This window comes from Streptomyces sp. NPDC059452 (assembly GCF_042750035.1).
Classification (GTDB): Bacteria; Actinomycetota; Actinomycetes; order Streptomycetales; family Streptomycetaceae; genus Streptomyces.
On sequence record NZ_JBHYVE010000037.1, the window covers coordinates 1 to 17,308 of the forward strand.

Annotated in this window: 18 protein-coding genes; 9 read left to right on the forward strand and 9 right to left on the reverse strand. The window is 72.0% G+C overall.

Going from position 1 to position 17,308, the window contains the following annotated elements; translation table 11 throughout:
- Positions 1-83: 83 nt before the first annotated feature.
- The 3 genes from ppk2 to ACFW9Z_RS32315 all read right to left on the reverse strand — a co-directional run bounded on the left by ppk2 (position 84) and on the right by ACFW9Z_RS32315 (position 3,161).
- Positions 84-1,160 (reverse strand): polyphosphate kinase 2, encoded by a 1,077-nt coding sequence (gene ppk2 / locus ACFW9Z_RS32305; protein WP_384646419.1) that lies wholly within the window; start codon positions 1,158-1,160, stop codon positions 84-86.
- On the reverse strand, positions 1,126-2,115 hold the full coding sequence (locus ACFW9Z_RS32310; RefSeq protein WP_384646421.1) for a DMT family transporter: 990 nt from the start codon (positions 2,113-2,115) through the stop codon (positions 1,126-1,128). The genes ppk2 and ACFW9Z_RS32310 overlap by 35 nt, the downstream gene beginning before the upstream one ends.
- 368 nt (positions 2,116-2,483) lie before the next feature.
- Complete coding sequence (locus ACFW9Z_RS32315) at positions 2,484-3,161, reverse strand: TetR/AcrR family transcriptional regulator (RefSeq protein ID WP_384646423.1); 678 nt, start codon at positions 3,159-3,161, stop codon at positions 2,484-2,486.
- 91 nt (positions 3,162-3,252) lie between these two features.
- Here ACFW9Z_RS32315 and ACFW9Z_RS32320 point away from each other — a divergent pair, with 91 nt between their 5' ends.
- The 3 genes from ACFW9Z_RS32320 to ACFW9Z_RS32330 all read left to right on the forward strand — a co-directional run bounded on the left by ACFW9Z_RS32320 (position 3,253) and on the right by ACFW9Z_RS32330 (position 5,542).
- Entirely contained in the window at positions 3,253-4,404 is a 1,152-nt protein-coding gene (locus ACFW9Z_RS32320; protein ID WP_384646425.1) for an acyl-CoA dehydrogenase family protein, read from the forward strand.
- 106 nt (positions 4,405-4,510) lie between these two features.
- Positions 4,511-4,801, forward strand: coding sequence for a YiaA/YiaB family inner membrane protein (locus ACFW9Z_RS32325; protein ID WP_019763967.1), 291 nt, complete (start codon positions 4,511-4,513; stop codon positions 4,799-4,801).
- Between the two features lie 111 nt (positions 4,802-4,912).
- Complete coding sequence (locus ACFW9Z_RS32330; protein WP_384646427.1) at positions 4,913-5,542, forward strand: TetR/AcrR family transcriptional regulator; 630 nt, start codon at positions 4,913-4,915, stop codon at positions 5,540-5,542.
- A 34-nt stretch (positions 5,543-5,576) separates the two neighbouring features.
- On the opposite strand, the gene ACFW9Z_RS32335 is transcribed toward ACFW9Z_RS32330, so the two are convergent.
- Complete coding sequence (locus ACFW9Z_RS32335; protein WP_384646430.1) at positions 5,577-6,038, reverse strand: MaoC family dehydratase; 462 nt, start codon at positions 6,036-6,038, stop codon at positions 5,577-5,579.
- 134 nt (positions 6,039-6,172) lie between these two features.
- Here ACFW9Z_RS32335 and soxR point away from each other — a divergent pair, with 134 nt between their 5' ends.
- Positions 6,173-6,664: a redox-sensitive transcriptional activator SoxR gene (gene soxR / locus ACFW9Z_RS32340; RefSeq protein WP_384646432.1), complete on the forward strand. Its 492-nt coding sequence runs from the start codon at positions 6,173-6,175 to the stop codon at positions 6,662-6,664.
- 47 nt (positions 6,665-6,711) lie between these two features.
- Here the strand turns inward: soxR and ACFW9Z_RS32345 are convergent, their stop codons facing one another.
- Complete coding sequence (locus ACFW9Z_RS32345; RefSeq protein WP_384646434.1) at positions 6,712-7,431, reverse strand: 3-keto-5-aminohexanoate cleavage protein; 720 nt, start codon at positions 7,429-7,431, stop codon at positions 6,712-6,714.
- 118 nt (positions 7,432-7,549) lie between these two features.
- Positions 7,550-8,173, reverse strand: coding sequence for a hypothetical protein (locus tag ACFW9Z_RS32350; protein ID WP_384646437.1), 624 nt, complete (start codon positions 8,171-8,173; stop codon positions 7,550-7,552).
- 278 nt (positions 8,174-8,451) lie between these two features.
- Between ACFW9Z_RS32350 and ACFW9Z_RS32355 the strand changes: the two genes are divergently transcribed.
- A complete protein-coding gene (locus ACFW9Z_RS32355; protein ID WP_384646439.1) occupies positions 8,452-8,934 on the forward strand; it encodes a GNAT family N-acetyltransferase in 483 nt (160 codons plus the stop codon).
- 87 nt (positions 8,935-9,021) lie between these two features.
- Here the strand turns inward: ACFW9Z_RS32355 and ACFW9Z_RS32360 are convergent, their stop codons facing one another.
- Positions 9,022-10,290, reverse strand: coding sequence for an exo-beta-N-acetylmuramidase NamZ domain-containing protein (locus ACFW9Z_RS32360; RefSeq protein ID WP_384646441.1), 1,269 nt, complete (start codon positions 10,288-10,290; stop codon positions 9,022-9,024).
- Positions 10,291-10,489: 199 nt separating this feature from the next.
- On the opposite strand from ACFW9Z_RS32360, the gene ACFW9Z_RS32365 reads away from it, so the two are divergent.
- The 3 genes from ACFW9Z_RS32365 (at position 10,490) to ACFW9Z_RS32375 (ending at position 13,675) form a co-directional block, all read left to right on the forward strand.
- On the forward strand, positions 10,490-11,272 hold the full coding sequence (locus tag ACFW9Z_RS32365) for an SDR family oxidoreductase (RefSeq protein WP_384646443.1): 783 nt from the start codon (positions 10,490-10,492) through the stop codon (positions 11,270-11,272).
- A gap of 181 nt (positions 11,273-11,453) precedes the next feature.
- Positions 11,454-12,047 carry a TetR/AcrR family transcriptional regulator gene (locus ACFW9Z_RS32370; RefSeq protein ID WP_384646446.1) on the forward strand — a complete coding sequence of 198 codons (594 nt, stop codon included), beginning with the start codon at positions 11,454-11,456 and terminating at the stop codon, positions 12,045-12,047.
- Between the two features lie 290 nt (positions 12,048-12,337).
- Entirely contained in the window at positions 12,338-13,675 is a 1,338-nt protein-coding gene (locus ACFW9Z_RS32375) for a M28 family metallopeptidase (RefSeq protein ID WP_384646448.1), read from the forward strand.
- Between the two features lie 107 nt (positions 13,676-13,782).
- Here ACFW9Z_RS32375 and ACFW9Z_RS32380 read toward each other — a convergent pair whose 3' ends face one another.
- Positions 13,783-14,997 (reverse strand): acyl-CoA dehydrogenase family protein, encoded by a 1,215-nt coding sequence (locus ACFW9Z_RS32380; protein ID WP_384646450.1) that lies wholly within the window; start codon positions 14,995-14,997, stop codon positions 13,783-13,785.
- A 6-nt stretch (positions 14,998-15,003) separates the two neighbouring features.
- On the reverse strand, positions 15,004-16,026 hold the full coding sequence (locus ACFW9Z_RS32385) for a phosphotransferase family protein (RefSeq protein ID WP_384646452.1): 1,023 nt from the start codon (positions 16,024-16,026) through the stop codon (positions 15,004-15,006).
- Positions 16,027-16,363: 337 nt separating this feature from the next.
- Between ACFW9Z_RS32385 and ACFW9Z_RS32390 the strand changes: the two genes are divergently transcribed.
- The gene (locus ACFW9Z_RS32390) at positions 16,364-17,299 is read left to right on the forward strand and encodes an NADP-dependent oxidoreductase (RefSeq protein ID WP_384646454.1); all 936 of its coding nucleotides are present in this window, start codon (positions 16,364-16,366) and stop codon (positions 17,297-17,299) included.
- The last annotated feature ends 9 nt before the right edge of the window (positions 17,300-17,308 follow it).

Consider the following 17,308-nt stretch of genomic DNA (forward strand, 5'->3'; position numbering starts at 1 on the left):
GGCGACGCCTGGCACGCACGCTCGCAGCGACCATGCGCCGCGCGGCCGCCCTTCGGGCGACGACGGCAGTTTGACGACAGGCCCTAGTAGTCCGTCGTCCGGGAGGTCGAGGCGACCGGTCCCAGCAGCCGGGCGTCCATCTCGCCCTCCTCGAACAGCCGGGAGGCCGGGCCCACGATCAGCGGGTCCGGCACCCCGACGACCTTCGGGTCCTTGCCCGGGTAGTCGAAGCGGTCCAGGACGTGCCGCATCGCCTCCAGCCGGGCCCGCTTCTTGTCGTTGCTCTTCACCACCGTCCACGGCGCGTCGGCCGTGTCGGTGTGGAAGAGCATCAGCTCCTTGGCCTCCGTGTACTCGTCCCACTTGTCCAGCGAGGCCAGGTCGACGGGGCTCAGCTTCCACCGTCGTACGGGGTCGATCTGCCGGATCATGAACCGGTTGCGCTGCTCGTTGCGGGAGACGGAGAACCAGAACTTCACCAGGTGGATGCCGTCCCGGGCGAGCATCCGCTCGAAGCCGGGGGTCTGGTGCATGAACTCCAGGTACTCCCGGGTCGTGCAGAACCCCATGACCCGCTCCACCCCGGCCCGGTTGTACCAGGAGCGGTCGAACAGCACGATCTCCCCGGCGCTCGGCAGATGGGCCACGTACCGCTGGAAGTACCACTGGGTGCGTTCGCGCTCGGTCGGTTTCTCCAGCGCCACTATTCGCGCGCCACGCGGATTCAGATGTTCGGTGAACCGCTTGATCGTGCCGCCCTTGCCCGCCGCGTCCCGCCCCTCGAAGAGGATCACCAGCCGCTCGTCGCGCTCCTTCACCCAGTGCTGGAGCTTCAGCAGCTCGATCTGGAGGGCGCGCTTCGCCTTCTCGTAGTCGCGGCGCCGGAGCTTGTGGGCGTACGGGTAGTCCTCCCGCCAGGCGTCCCGGGCATGGCCGTCCGGCTCCACCAGGACCGGGTCGTCGTCACCGCTGTCGGCCACGCGGAAGCCGTCCAGATACGGCCCGCCGTGGCGGGCCGCCTGCGCGGCCTCCTCACGGGCGGTCTTCTTCGGCGTCGCGTTACGGGCTTTCGCCCCGTTACGGCTCCCGTCAGCAGCCCCGCTGCGATCTCCGCTGCGATCCCCGTTACGGGCGCCGTGCGCTCCGGTACTCCGCGTCATGACGGTTTCCCTCCACCGGCCTGGCCGGATTTCCGCGTGTGGGCCCAGTCTGCTGACGGCTCCGGGAGACCGCCACCCCGGCCAGGCAGAGCAGCCCGCCGAGGACACCGAGCGGGGTCGGCACCTCGTCCAGCAGCACCCACGCCATGAGCACCACCAGCGCCGGGACCGCGTACGTGGTGGCGCCCATCCGGCCCGCCGTCGTCCGGGCCAGTGCGTAACCCCAGGTGGTGAAGGCGAGGGCGGTCGGGAAGACACCCAGGTAGACCATGTTCAGCGTGGCGGACAGCGGCGCGTCGGCCGCCTCCGAGATCAGTACCCCGGTGAACGGGAGGCATGCCACGGCGCCGATCAGGCAGCCGAAGGTGTTGATCTGGAGCGAGGAGCCGTACGCGAGCGCCGGCTTCTGGGTCACCACGCCCAGCGCGTACGCCACCGCGGCCAGCAGGCAGAGCGCCACGCCCAGCACGGACGAGCCGCCGTGTCCGGACATCGCGAGGCCGACGACGACCGCGCCGGAGAACGAGATGCCCATGCCCAGCAGCAGGCGGCGCGGCAGCCCCTCGCCGAGCATCCGGGCGCCCATCAGGGCCATCAGGATCGGCCCGATGTTCACGAGCATCGCGGCCGTCCCGGCGTCGACCTCCTGCTCGCCCCAGTTGAGCGCCACCATGTAGAGCCCGAACCACAGCACCCCGGAGGTGACGATCCCGCGCCAGGCCCCACGTCCCGGCAGCCCTTCCCGGCGTACGAGAAGAATCGCCCCGAGCACCAGCACGCCCGCGAGCAGCCGCCCGAGGGCCAGTGCGCCGGGGGAGTAGGCCTCACCCGCACTCCGGATGGAGACGAAGGCGGAGGCCCACAGGACCACGGTGGTACAGGCGGCGGCGGTGGCCCGCCAGGAGCGGGCGGGGGCGGGGGCGGAGGGGGCCGGGGCGGCCGGGGGCGTCGTCATGGCCACGACCGTAGGGCCGGAACGGTTCGGCCCCCACCGAATTGTCAGGCGCCGTCAATCGACGCCACCCCAGCGTGTCCGCGCACCCTCTCAGCCCGTCCGGCGTTTGAGGACGGAACCGGTGCTCAGGTCGGGCGGCAACCATGCTTTCCGGACACGGAAGGGTCGCCCGGTGCCACCGCCACCGTTCCGTCCTCAAACGCCGGACGGGCTGAAACGGCCCCCGGTCTCCGGCCTGAGCACGCCGGACGGGCTGGAGCAGGCGCCAGGTCCGCCCCCAGGCGCACACAGCGCCGCCCCTGCCGCCCGCAGAAGGAGGCGCGGGTTCCGTCCGTGAGCAGGGCGAGGGCTCATGGGTCCAGGGCGCGTCAAGGACGTTCCGGCGCCCGCCGAACCGTCTCCGTGGGCCGCGCGTACTCCTCGTACTGGAGCGCCAACCCGTCCAGCAACGCCCGCAGCCCCGTCTCGAATGCCCCCTCGTCCACCTGCCGCCGGTGGTCGGCCAGCAGGTGCGCCTGGCCGAGGTGCGGGTAGTCGGCCGGGTCGTACGCGCTCTCGTCGTCGACGAAGCCCCCGGCGAAGGAGCCCAGCGCCGACCCGGTGATGAAGTACCGCATCAGCGCCCCGATCCGGGTCGCCTGCGCGGGCGGCCACCCCGCCCCCACCATCGCCCCGAACACCGCGTCCGCGACCCGCAGCCCCGCCGGGCGGCGGCCCGGGCCCCGGGCGAGGACCGGGACGATGTGCGGGTGCGCGGCGAGGGCGGCCCGGTAGGAGAGCGCCCAGTCGTGCAGGGCCTCCCGCCAGTCCCGGGGGTCGGACTCCTCGAACATCGACAGATCGACCTGTACAGAGACGGTGTCGGCGACCGCGTCGAGGATCTCGTCCTTGTTGCGGAAGTGGTTGTAGAGCGAGGGCCCGCTGACCCCGAGTTCCGCCGCCAGCCGCCGCGTGGAGACGGCGTCGAGCCCTTCGGCGTCCACGAGCGCGCCCGCCGCCTCGACGATGCGGTCTCTGCTCAGGAGGGGCTTGCGCGGTCGGGCCATGCGGCTCATAGTAGGCGCTGCGAACCAGAAACTAGCAGTGCTAATTAAGCGGCGCACGAGAAGCGGTGCGCGAGAAGTGGGGTGGCGCGCGATGAACCTGGAGCTCAGCGAGGAGCAGGAAGCCGTCCGGCGGCTGGCCGAGGAGTTCGTGGCCCGTGAGGTCACGCCCCACGTCGTCGCCTGGGACCGGGCCGAGAACGTGGACAGGTCGATCGTGAAGAAGCTCGGTGCGCTCGGCTTCCTCGGCCTCACCGTCCCCGAGGAGTACGGCGGCTCCGGCGGCGACCACCTCACGTACTGCCTGGTCACCGAGGAGCTCGGCCGCGGCGACTCCTCCGTGCGCGGCATCGTCTCCGTCTCGCTCGGCCTGGTCGCCAAGACCATCGCGTCCTGGGGGAGCGAGGAGCAGAAGCGGCAGTGGCTGCCCCGGCTGACCTCCGGCGAGGCGATCGGCTGCTTCGGCCTCACCGAACCCGGCACCGGTTCGGACGCCGGGAACCTCGCCACCAGGGCCGTACGCGACGGCGGCGACTACGTCATCAACGGCACCAAGACGTTCATCACCAACGGCACCTGGGCCGATGTGGTGCTCCTCTTCGCCCGCACCAACGACGCCCCCGGCCACCGCGGCGTCTCCGCCTTCCTCATCCCCGCCGACACCCCCGGCCTCACCCGCCGCACCATCCACGGCAAGCTCGGCCTGCGCGGCCAGGCCACCGCCGAACTGGTCCTCCAGGACGTCCGCGTACCGGCCACCACCCTCCTCGGCCCCGAGGGCAAGGGCTTCACCGTCGCCATGTCGGCCCTCGCCAAGGGCCGCATGTCGGTCGCGGCGGGCTGTGTGGGCATCGCCCAGGCCGCCCTGGACGCGGCCGTGCGGTACGCCGGTGAGCGCGAGCAGTTCGGCAAGGGCATCGCCGGACACCAGCTCGTGCAGGAGCTGCTCAGCGACATCTCCGTGGACGTCGAGGCGGCCCGGCTGCTCACCTGGCGGGTCGCCGACCTCGTCGACCGGGGCCAGGAGTTCGCCACCGCCGCCTCCCAGGCCAAGCTGTACGCCTCCGAGGCCGCCGTCCGCTGCGCCAACAACGCCCTCCAGGTCTTCGGGGGCTACGGCTACATCGACGAGTACCCGGTCGGCAAGCTCCTCCGCGACGCCCGCGTGATGACGCTCTACGAGGGCACCAGCCAGATCCAGAAACTCATCATCGGCCGCGCGCTGACGGGCGTCTCGGCGTTCTGATCGCGGCCGCCGCCCCCGGCTCGTACTCCGCCCGTACGCGTGTCTGAGTATCCGCCTGAGTACCGGCGCGGATGTGGCGTGCGCCACGTCGGCGGATGCTGAGCCCATGAGTGACACGACAACGGTCAAGCAGCAGAGCACCGCCGCCTTCTACGGCCAGGCCGTCGCCTCCTTCCTGGTGGCGATGGGCGCGGTGGCCCTCGGAATCTTCTTCCTCGACGCCGATGCCTGGGTGCGTGGCTTCCTCGCCATCGGGGTGCTCTACCTCGTGACGTCCTGCTTCACGCTGGCCAAGGTGATCAGGGACCGGCAGGAGGCCGGGCAGATCGTCAGCCGGGTCGACCAGGCCCGGCTGGAGAAGATCCTCGCCGAGCACGACCCCTTCCAGAAGCTCTGAAACCCGTACCGGCGGGCTTTGAACCCCGTACCGACCCCCGAGACACCCCTAAGCGCTTGCTCAGGTTCGGGGTATGGTGTTCGTCCTGTTGACGGAGAGGGGCCCTGGGCGATGAGTACGGCGGAGGAGACGAGCGGCGAGGACGCTCCCTGGGGCGAGGTCACGCCCGAGGCGGCCAGGCGGCTCCTCGTCGCCGCGGTCGAAGCCTTCGCCGAGCGCGGGTACCACGCGACCACCACCCGGGACATCGCGGGCCGGGCCGGAATGAGTCCGGCCGCGCTCTACATCCACTACAAGACGAAGGAAGAGCTGCTCCACCGGATCAGCAAGATCGGTCACGACCGGGCGCTGTACGTCCTCCAGGCCGAGGCCGACCGGGACGGCACGGCCGCCGAGCGGCTCGCCGGAGCCGTACGGTCCTTCGTCCGCTGGCACGCGGAGCGCCATACCACCGCGCGCGTCGTCCAGTACGAGCTGGACGCGCTCGGCCCCGAGCACCGCACCGAGATCGTCGAGCTGCGGCGCAGGAGCGACGCGGTGGTGCGGCGGATCATCAGCGAGGGGGTCCGGGCGGGGGAGTTCGACGTCCCCGACATCCCCGGCACCACGCTCGCCGTGCTCTCCCTCTGCATCGACGTGGCCCGCTGGTTCAACGCCCAGGGCAGCCGTACGCCCGACGAGGTCGGCGCCCTCTACGCCGACCTCGTGCTGCGGATGGTCGGAGCCCCGCGGCAGCCGTAGGGCCCCGGAACTGCTCGGAAGGCCCCGGTGCTGCTCAGAAGTAGTAGCGCGACACCGACTCGGCGACACACGCAGGCTTGTCGTGGCCCTCGCGCTCGACCGTGACGACCGCGGTGACCTGCACGCCGCCCCCGGCCTCCTCCACGCTCCTGAGCACCGCGGTGGCCCGCAGCCGTGAGCCGACGGGGACGGTGGAGGGGAAACGGACCTTGTTGGTCCCGTAGTTGATGCCCATCTTCATGCCCTCGACGCGCATGATCTGCGGCACCAGGGCGGGCAGCAGAGAGAGCGTCAGATAGCCGTGGGCGATGGTCGAGCCGAACGGCCCCTCCGCCGCGCGCTCCGGGTCCACATGGATCCACTGGTGGTCGCCGGTCGCCTCGGCGAAGAGATCGATCCGCTTCTGGTCGACCTCCAGCCAGTCGCTGTACCCCAGCTGCTCGCCCACGCCGTCGCGCAGCTCCTGTGCGGACGTGAAGATCTTCGGCTCTGCCATGTTCCCGGTCCCTGCCTTCCGGTTCGCCGCACCTTCCGGCGCGATGTCTAAGCGCTTGCTCAGCATCGTTGTGCGGTGGCTTCCTGTCAACGATCAGGAGTGAGGACCGCCGGGGGAGCAGTAGGGTCTGAGGAGTGCCACAGATCCCGCAGACACTCCACGAACTCACGGTCGGCCAGCTCTCGGCGCGCAGCGGCGCCGCAGTCTCCGCTCTGCACTTCTACGAGTCCAAGGGCCTGATCAGCAGCCGCCGCACCAGCGGCAACCAGCGCCGCTACTCGCGTGACGCACTGCGCCGGGTCGCCTTCGTGCGGGCGGCCCAGCGCGTCGGCATCCCGCTGGCCACGATCCGGGACGCACTCGCCGAACTGCCCGAGGAGCGCACGCCGAACCGGGAGGACTGGGCCCGCCTCTCCGAGACCTGGCGCCGGGAACTGGACGAGCGGATCGCGCAGTTGCACCGGTTGCGGGACCATCTGACCGACTGCATCGGCTGCGGGTGCCTGTCGCTGGAGAACTGCGTGCTCTCCAACCCCGACGACATCTCCGGCGAACGGATCACCGGTTCGCGCCTGATGCCCGAGCGCAGGCGGAACCCGGCGGCCCCCCACCAGGAAGGCAGCTGACCCGACCACACCGCCCCGGCCACGGACCCGGCCCCGGAGGAGGCTCCCTAGGGTGCCTCCTGCCGCAACCGCACCGCCGCGGCGACCAGTTCCGCGTTCGAGCGGGCGGGGCGGCCGTCCGGCAGGACCGTCACGTCCTCCGCGCCGATCCGCGTACCGAGGCCGAGCCGGAAGGCCAGGGCGGCCACCGGCCACGCGCCGCCCTCCTCTCCGTGCAGCAGGACCGGGCGGCCGTGGGCGGTGCCGATCTCGGCGAGGAGCAGCCGGGCCGAGCCGGTCGCCGTCGCCGGGTCCGTGTCGGTGACCTCCGCCAGCACCCGCTCCACCCTGGGTGCCAAGGGAGAGCGGCGGAAGAAGCGCTCCCCCTCCGTGCCCGACCAGAGCCCGGCCTCCACGCCCACGCCCCGCTCCAGCAGCGCGGCGGCCAGCTCCTCGGCGCCCGGCTCGTGCCAGTTGACCGAGGCGTGGTCGGGCAGCACCGTCCACGCCCGCACGCGCTCCACCCGGCGCACCGGATCGGGCTCCGCCCAGGCGCCCGTCGTCACCCCGACCGGGACGCGCACCGCCGCCCGTATCGCCGTCAGCGTCGCGGCCACCACCCGGGGCGAGAGTGTGTCCTCCCCGCAGGGGGTCCGCGGATGCACATGGATGTTGGTGGCCCCGGCGGCGACGGCCTCGGCCGCCGACCGGGCCAGCGCTTCGGGGGACAGCGGCACGGCCGCCGAAGCGCCCGCCCCGCGTCGGCCGTTCAGGCAGACCTGGATCATGTCCCCGATGGTGACATCCGCCACTGACAACGGGCCCCGGAAACGGCCCCGGAAACGGCCCCGGAATCGGCCCCGGGAACGGAATGCCTCGCCCCGGCGACGCGCGCCCCGGAGCTCCCTACGCCGCTGCCGCCGCGGCCAGCCTCCGGTGCCGTACCAGCCGGGCCCTGGCCAGCGTGCGGTCCGTCAGCACCGGCTGCGGCACCGCGATGCCGCACCCCGTGCACACCGGCCCCGACCACGGCTCGTGCCCGCGCTCCCGCTCCTGCCGCCACTCGATCCCGGTGTCCGCACAGACCGGGCAGGCGGAGCCGGGGCCGGAGCCGAGCGCGGAGATCAGCCGCCGCAGCACCTCGGCGAGCGGCTCGCTGGGGTGGACCTCCGGGTCCGCGCAGCGGGCCACCCCGTGGCCGCCCCACGTCCGGCGGTGCCAGTCGTCGAACGCGCCGGGCCGCCGCAACCCCTCGTGCTTCTCGCGCCGCCGCCGCTCGGCGAACCCCGCCTCGTACGCGAGCCAGATGGCCCGCGCCTCCTCCAACTCCTCCAGGGCGGCCAGCAGCCGCGCCGGATCGGGTGCCCGGTCCTCGGGATCGATCCCGTGCCGGGCGCACAGATGGTCCCAGGTCGCCCGGTGACCGTAGGGGGCGAATCTCTCCAGGCACTTGCGCAGCGAGTACCGCCGCAGGGCCAGATCGCCCAGCGGATCGCGGACCTGTCTCGCAAGACTCCGGAAACCGGCCATGTATGCCACCTCCGTCGTTCGTCCTTCGGCGTCAAGGAGTGGACGTACGCCTGCCCGTTTCGGCTCCATCGAAAGATGGAAACCGTCCAATGGCCGAGACTCCCCATGTGGGAAGGGCGACACGGGCTGAAGCGGAACGGCGCGCGCATGGGTGGTGAGAGGGCGCGCGGCCGTGCGAGGGCCCTCGGCGCACCCGGATCCGGGTATCGGCCGCCCCCTCCCCTCTGACCAGGGGAAACGAGTGGCGGAGCCCCGGCCGGATGGGGTTGGGTGCCCCTATGACAGCAGCCTCCCTCCGCCTCGAAGCGGTCACCCCCGACACGGTGCTCGACGCCTGTCGGCTGGAAGTCGCGCCCGAACAGCGGAAGTTCGTCTCGCCGGTCGCGCAGTCGTTGGCCGAGGCCTATGTGCACCCCGATGTCGCCTGGCCCCGGCTGATCCGTGACGGCGACCGCATCGTGGGCTTCGTGATGGCCTACTTCGGCGTGACGCTGGACTACGACGCCGATGTGCCGGGCGCCCCGCTGCGCAACGGCCTCTGGCGGCTGGCCGTCGCCGCCGGTGAGCAGGGCCGGGGGTACGGACGGTTCGCCGTCGGCGCGGTGAACGAGGAGATCCGCCGACGCGGCGGAACGCTCTCGACCGTGACCTGGCACCCCGGCGAGGGCGGCCCGGAGGAGTTCTACCTCAAGCTCGGCTACCGCAAGCGGGGCCTGACGAGCGACGGCGAGTACCTGGGCGACCTGGACCTCACGGCCTGAGACGGGCGAGCGGAGCGCCCTCCCGGGCTGACACCCGCAGGCAGGGGCGCCCGCCCGCAGCAGCCCCGCGCCCCGCACCCGCCCGCACTACCCCTCGTACCGCAGATACCTCCGCCGCTTCGCCCGGAACGCCGTCAGGTCGCTCCGCCACGCGGCCACCACCGCGTCCGTGTCCGCCCCCGCGTCGATCATGGTGCGGACCTTGGCGTTCCCCGTGAGCTTGTCGATCCAGTGGTCCGGGCGCCAGGCGAAGCCGCTCCACGTCTCCTTCGCCGTCACCAGCAGGGCGATGCCCGTGCGGACCGGGTCGAAGACCTCCCGGTCCTGGACGTGCACCTGGACCCCGCCCACCGTCTTCCCCTGGAACTTGGAGAACGTGGGCGCGAAGTACGCCTCCCGGAAGGCCACCCCCGGCAGCCGCAGCGCGTTCGCGGCGGCCGCCCAGTGGCGGTCGATGCCCTCCGCGCCCAGCAGTTCGAAGGGGCGCGTGGTGCCCCGGCCCTCGGAGAGGTTGGTGCCCTCGAAGAGGCAGGTGCCGGAGTAGACGAGGGCCGTCTCCGGCGTCGGCATGTTCGGGCTCGGCGGCACCCAGGGCAGCCCGGTGTCGTCGAAGAAGTCCGAGCGCCGCCACCCCGACATCGTCACCACGTCCAGCCGCACCGGATCGGCCCGCAGGAACTCCGCGTTGAAGAGCAGCGCCAGCTCCGCCACCGTCATCCCGTGCGCCTGGGCGATCTCCCGGCGGCCGACGAACGTGGCGAACGCCGGGTCCAGCACCGGCCCCAGCGCCGCCCGCCCGGTCACCGGGTTCGGCCGGTCCAGCACCACCAGGCGCTTGCCCGCGAGCGCCGCCGCCTCCATGCAGTCGTAGAGCGTCCAGATGTACGTGTAGAAGCGCGCACCCGCGTCCTGGATGTCGAAGAGCACCGTGTCCACGCCCGACGCGGTGAAGATGTCCGCGAGGTCCTGCCCGCTCTTGAGGTACGTGTCGTAGACCGGCAGCCCGGTCGCCGGATCGTCGTACCGCCCCTCCGAACCGCCCGCCTGCGCGGTGCCCCGGAAGCCGTGCTCGGGGCCGAAGACGGCGGTCAGGTTCACCCGGGTGTCCGGGTGCATCACATCGACGATGTGCCGTACGTCGGCGGTGACACCGGTCGGGTTGGTGACGACCCCGACCTTCTGGTCCCGCAGCAGCCGGTAGCCGTCGGCGGCCAGCCGGTCGAAGCCGGTACGGACCCGGGGGCGGCCCCGGCCCCGTACGGAAGCGGCCGATGCGGCGGCGGGAGCACTGCCGGTCGCCGCCAGCGCTCCCAGGGCGCCGCCCGCCGCCAGCACACCACGTCGGGACAGGTTCATTCCGCTACCTCCATGATCGTGCGCCGACTGTCATGGCCACGCACGCTAGCGCGGCGGCGGGCCGTGGGGAACGACCCGGGCCGTGGAGACCGCCCGCGCCGACCGGCCGCTCCGGGGCCTTTCCCGATGACATACCGACCGGTTAGTCTGCCGGTGCTGACGGACCGGAATGCAGGCGTACGGGAGAGGCGGGACGGCGATGACCGCAGGTGGGGCGGACGCGGTGCGGGGCGCCGGGGTGGTGGTCACAGGGGCCGGAGGCGGCATCGGTGCCGCCCTGGCCCGCAGGTTCGCCGCCGAGGGGGCGCGGGTCGTTGTCAACGACCTCGACCTCGCACGCATCGAACCGCTCGCGAAGGAGATCGGCGGGACCGCCGTGGCCGGGGACGCATCGGGCGTCGTGGCGGCGGCCCGCGACGCGCTGGGCGGCACGGTCGACGTCTACTGCGCCAACGCCGGACTCGCCTCACCCGGCGACGCGTTCGCCGACGAGGAGGTCTGGGCCGCCGCCTGGGACGTCAACGTGATGGCCCATGTCCGCGCGGCCAGGGCCCTGCTGCCGCAGTGGCTGGAGCGGGGCGGCGGCCGCTTCGTCACCACCGCGTCCGCCGCCGGACTGCTGACGATGATCGGCGCGGCCCCGTACAGCGTCACCAAGCACGGGGCGGTCGCCTTCGCCGAATGGCTCTCGCTCACCTACCGCCACCGGGGCATCAAGGTGCACGCCATCTGCCCGCAGGGCGTACGCACCGACATGCTCACCGCCGCCGGTTCGGCCGGCGAGCTGGTCCTCGCCCCCGGCGCCATCGAGCCGGACGCCGTCGCGGACGCGCTGTTCGACGCGATGGCGGCCGACCGCTTCCTGGTCCTGCCGCACCCCGAGGTCGCCGGGTACTACCAGGCCCGCGCCGCCGACCCCGACCGGTGGATGGGCAACATGAACCGCCTCCAGCAGAAGTGGGAGGAGACGACCGGCGGGTGAGCGACGGGGCCCGGGGTGCCCGGGGCGGCCCGGGCCCACGGCGGCTCGCTGTCCGGTGGAGGAGGTCCTGACCGAGCCGCCGAAGGCGGCAGGTGGGAAGATCCTCAGGCGGGACCGCGTTCCCCCCGTCAGAACCTCGTCGAAACAGCGAACGCACGGTATGAAAGGCAGGTGGCGGCTCATGGCCAAGGCGACGGAGCAGAATGGCACGCCCGTCCCCCAACGGCTGCTGGCCGCCGCCACCCGGCTCTTCGCCGAGCGCGGGTACGACCGCACCTCGGTCCAGGAGATCGTCGAGGCGGCGGGCGTCACCAAGGGAGCGCTCTACCACTACTTCGGCTCCAAGGAGGACCTGCTCCAGGAGGTCTACGCCCGGGTGCTGCGGCTCCAGCAGGAGCGGCTCGACGCCGTCGCGGACGCCGAGGCCCCGGTCGAGCAGCGGCTGCGCGACGCGGCGGCGGACGTGGTCGTCACGACCATCGACAACCTGGACGACGCCGCCATCTTCTTCCGCTCCATGCACCACCTGAGCCCGGAGAAGAACAAGCAGGTACGGGTGGAGCGCCGCCGCTACCACGAGCGGTTCCGGGCGCTGATCGAGGAGGGGCAGCGCAGCGGGGTGTTCTCCACCGCCACCCCCGCCGACCTGGTGGTCGACTACCACTTCGGCTCGGTCCACCACCTCTCCACCTGGTACCGCCCGGACGGTCCGCTCAGCCGCGAGCAGGTCGCCGACCACCTCGCGGATCTGCTGCTGCGGGCCCTGCGCCCGTAGCGCTCCGAGCTCCGTAGCGCTCCGAGCCCCGGGGATGACGCAACACCGCCCTGTTCGGGGCCGGTTGAACACATCCAAACGCCGATATGTGTTCGTTAATGGAACTGACATGTCCGCTTTCCGCTCTTGACGGAACACTGTCACCTCGTTGACCATCGGTCACGCATCGCACCGAGCCTCGTCGGTCGCGCGGTGCGTTCCACCAGCTCCAGGACCCGGCCGTACGTTCCACGCGGCCGGGTACCCCCCGCACGTTCCGTCAGTCCCCGAACGGAATCCGGAGCCCCACCATGAGACCGAACCGCCTCACCCTGCGCAGATCCCCGGCGGCCGTCGCCGCCGTCGCCCTCGCGGCCCTCCTCGCGACCGCCGCGCCCACCGCGCAGGCCGCCCCGGCGACGACCGCGGCGACCGCCGCCGTCGCGGCGCCCGACATCCCCCTGGCCAACGTCAAGGGCCACCTCACCCAGTTCTCGACGATCGCCGCGAACAACGGCGGCAACCGCGCCCACGGCCGCCCCGGCTACAAGGCGTCCGTCGACTACGTCAAGGCCAAGCTCGACGCGGCCGGATACACCACGTCCCTCCAGCAGTTCACCACCAGCGGTGCCGTCGGCTACAACCTCATAGCCGAGTGGCCCGGCGGCGACCCGAACAAGGTCCTGATCGCCGGAGCCCACCTGGACTCCGTCTCCTCCGGCGCCGGGATCAACGACAACGCCTCCGGCTCGGCCGCCGTCCTGGAGACCGCCCTCGCCGTCTCCCGCGCCGGGTACCAGCCCGACAAGCGGCTGCGGTTCGCCTGGTGGGGAGCGGAGGAGCTGGGGCTGATCGGCTCCAAGTACTACGTCAACAACCTCCCCGCCGCCGAGCGTGCCAAGATCTCCGGCTACCTGAACTTCGACATGATCGGCTCGCCGAACGCCGGCTACTTCGTCTACGACGACGACCCGGTCATCGAGAAGACCTTCAAGGACTACTTCGCGGGCCTCGGCGTACCCACCGAGATCGAGACCGAGGGCGACGGCCGCTCCGACCACGCCCCGTTCAAGGCGGCGGGCGTCCCCGTCGGCGGTCTCTTCACCGGCGCCAGCCGCACCAAGTCCGCGGCCCAGGCGCAGAAGTGGGGCGGAACGGCGGGCCAGGCCTTCGACCGCTGCTACCACACCTCCTGCGACACCACGGCGAACATCAACGACACCGCCCTGGACCGCAACAGCGACGCCGCCGCCCACGCGATCTGGACCCTCTCCGCGGGCTCCACGGGCGAGCCGCCCGCAGGTGACGTCTACACCAACCCCACCCGCGTCACCATCCCGGACGCCGGGGCGGCCGTGACCTCCTCGATCACGGTCTCCGGCCGGACCGGCAACGACCCCGCCGCACTCCAGGTGGGCGTGGACATCAAGCACACCTACCGCGGTGACCTGGTGATCGATCTGCTGGCCCCGGACGGCGCCGCCTTCCGGCTGAAGAACTCCAGCAGCGGCGACTCGGCTGACAACGTCATCACGACGTACACCGTCAACGCCTCCGCCAAGGCCGCCAACGGCGTCTGGAGGCTCCGGGTGCAGGACGTCTACCGGTCCGACACCGGCTACATCGACAGCTGGAAGCTCACCTTCTGACGGCAGGTGAACGACCTGACGGCAGGTGAACGGCCTGGCAACAGGTGAACGACCTCGGTGCGGCCCCCTCCGGCGGAGGGGGCCGCACCCGGTTCACGCCCGTCGGCTCACACGTACTTCTTGATCTCCCGCCGGGCCAGCGACCGCTGGTGCACCTCGTCCGGACCGTCCGCCAGCCGCAGCGTCCGCGCCGCCGCCCACAGCTCCGCCAGCGGGAAGTCCTGGCTCACCCCGCCCGCCCCGTGCAGCTGCACCGCCGAGTCCAGGATGTCCACCACCGCGCGCGGGGTGGCGATCTTGATGGCCTGGATCTCGGTGTGCGCGCCCTTGTTGCCCACGGTGTCCATCAGCCAGGCCGTCTTCAGCACCAGCAGCCGCAGCTGTTCCACCGTCACCCGGGCGTCGGCGATCCAGTTCTGTACGACGCCCTGCTGGGCGAGCGGCCTGCCGAACGCCGTACGTTCCACCGCCCGGCGGCACATCAGCTCGATGGCCCGCTCCGCCATCCCGATCAGCCGCATGCAGTGGTGGATCCGCCCCGGCCCCAGCCGCGCCTGCGCGATGGCGAAGCCGCCGCCCTCCTCGCCGACCAGGTTCGCCGCGGGTACCCGTACGTCGTGGAAGACCACCTCGGCGTGGCCGCCGTGGGAGTGGTCCTCGTACCCGTACACCCGCATGGCACGCCGCACTTCGAGGCCCGGGGTGTCGCGCGGGACCAGGATCATCGACTGCTGGCGGCGGATGTCGGCGCCGTCCGGGTCGGTCTTGCCCATCACGATGAAGACGGCGCAGTCGGGGTTCATCGCCCCGGAGATGTACCACTTGCGCCCGTTGATGACGTAGTCGTCGCCGTCCCGCACGATCCGGGTCTCGATGTTCGTCGCGTCCGACGACGCCACCTCCGGCTCCGTCATCGCGAAGGCGGAACGGATCTCCCCGGCGAGCAGCGGTTCCAGCCACTGCTTCTTCTGCTCGTCCGTGCCGAACTGGAACAGCACCTCCATGTTCCCGGTGTCCGGGGCCGCGCAGTTCAGCGCGGTCGGCGCGAGGTGCGGGGAGTGGCCGGTGAGCTCCGCGAGCGGCGCGTACTGGAGGTTCGTCAGCCCGGCCCCGTACTCCGCGTCGGGCAGGAAGAGGTTCCACAGCCCCTGCCGCCGCGCCTCGGCCTTCAGCTCGTCCACGACCGCCGGGGTGTCCCACGGCGAGGCGAGGAGCGCCCGCTGCTCCTCCGCGACCTGCTCGGCCGGATACACGTACGCGTCCATGAAGGCGAGCAGGCGGGAACGCAGCTCCTCGGTACGGGCGTCGAATGCGAAGTCCATGGGTGGTCAGCCTTCCTGGAGGGTGGTGAGGCCGTGCTCGATGAAGACCGGGACCAGATCGCCGATCCGGTCGAAACCGGCGCCGACGGTCTGGCCGAGGGTGTAGCGGTAGTGGATGCCCTCCAGGATCACGGCGAGCTTGAACCAGGCGAACGCGGTGTACCAGGAGATGGCGGAGGTGTCCCGGCCCGACCCGGCGGCGTACCGCTCGACCAGCTCGGCGGGGGAGGGGTGCCCGGCCGCGCCGCTGGTGGTGGAGACGGGGGAGTGCGGCAGGTCGAGTTCGGAGCTGTACATCACGAGGAGCCCGAGGTCGGTCAGCGGATCGCCCAGGGTGGACATCTCCCAGTCCAGCACGGCGTTGACGCTCTCGTCCGGGCCGAGCAGCACGTTGTCCAGGCGGTAGTCGCCGTGGACGACGGTGGGCGCGGGCGAGGCGGGCAGCTCCCGACCGAGGGAGGCGTGCAGCTCGTCGATGCCGGGCAGCTCGCGGTTGCGGGAGGCGTCCAACTGCTTGCCCCAGCGCCGCAACTGCCGGTCCAGGAACCCCTCCGGCCGCCCGAAGTCCCCGAGCCCGACGGCCACCGGGTCCACCGCGTGCAGGTCCACCAGCGTGTCGACGAGCGCGAGGACGGCGGCCCGGGTGCGTTCGGGGCCCAGCGGGGCGAGCTGTTCGGCGGTACGGTACGGGGTTCCCTCGACGTGCTCCATGACGTAGAACGGCGCACCCAGCACCGAGTCGTCCTCGCAGAGCAGCACCGGCTCCGGCACCGGTACGGCGGTGGGGTGCAGGGCGCTGATCACCCGGTGCTCGCGCTTCATGTCGTGCGCGGTGGCCAGCACATGGCCCAGCGGCGGCCTGCGCACCACCCACCGGCCGGTCCCGTCGGTGACCGTGTACGTGAGGTTCGACCGGCCACCCTCGATCAGCCGCGCCTCCAGCGGCCCGCGCACCAGCCCGGGACGCTCACGGGCGAGGTGCCCGCGCAGCAGCTCGGGGTCGAGACCTGGTGGGGGGACGGGACTCATGGGGCGTACCTCCGGGGCGATGGGGCGAGGGGGCGATGGGGCTGCGGGGAGTCGGGGCGACGGTCGAGGACCACGGTCGATGACCATCATGCCGACCAGTCGGTATGTCGTCCAGTGAACTCCGATAATCACCCGTGAACCCTGGCAATCCAGCGCGGGGACATCGGTGTCCCCGCTCGGTCAGCACCTTCGAGCTGATGGAGCCGACCTCCGCCCGCAGGTCCCGGGGCCGCCGCTCACCACCGTACGTCCGTGAGACGCGTACGCCCTGAGCCGCGTACACCCCGGGTGTACGTCCTGAGTTGCGACGGCCCCGGCCTGCGCCGAAGGTCGAGGGATGAAGGCGATCAGCTACAGCGCGTACGGCCCGGCCGATGTCCTGGAGTACGGCGAGCGGCCCGACCCCAAGGTCGGCCCCGACTCGGTCCTGGTGAAGGTGCGGGCGGCGGCCGTCAACCCGGTCGACTGGAAGGCCCGGGAAGGCTATCTGCAAGGCGGCCTGGAAGCCGTCTTCCCGGTGATCCCCGGCTGGGACGTCTCCGGAGTGGTCGTGCAACCGGGCGTCGCCGTCGACGAGTTCGCGGTCGGTGACGAGGTGATCGGCTACGTCCGCGAGGACTTCCTCTCACGCGGTACGTTCGCCGAGTACGTCGCCGCCCCCGTACGCACCCTCGCCCGCAAACCGCTCAGGCTGAGCTTCGAGGAGGCCGCGGGCCTGCCGCTGGCCGGGCTGACCGCGTACCAGGTGCTGCACCGCACCCTGAAGGTCCGCAGCGGCGACACCGTCCTCGTCCACGCGGCGGCGGGCGGGGTCGGCTCGCTCGCCGTGCAGATCGCCCGCCATGAGGGCTGCCGGGTCATCGGCACCGCGAGCGAGCGCAACCACGCTTACGTACGCGGCCTGGGCGGCGAGCCCGTCGCGTACGGGGACGGCCTCGCCGAGCGGCTGCGGGAGCTGGCCCCCGAGGGCATCGACGCCGCCTTCGACACGGTGGGCGGCGAGGCGCTGCGGGTCTCGGCCGACACCCTCGCCGAGGGCGGCCGGCTCGCCTCGATCGCGGACAGCGAGGTGTTCTCGTACGGCGGCCGCTACGCCTTCGTCCGGCCCGACGCCACCGATCTGGCCCACCTCGCGGAACTGGCCGAACAGGGCATCGTCACCGTCCATGTGGACCGGGTCTTCCCGCTGGAACAGGCGGCCGACGCGTACCGCCTCAACCAGGAGGGACGCACGCGCGGCAAGATCGTGGTCACGGTGGACTGGGACACCTGAACCGCCCCC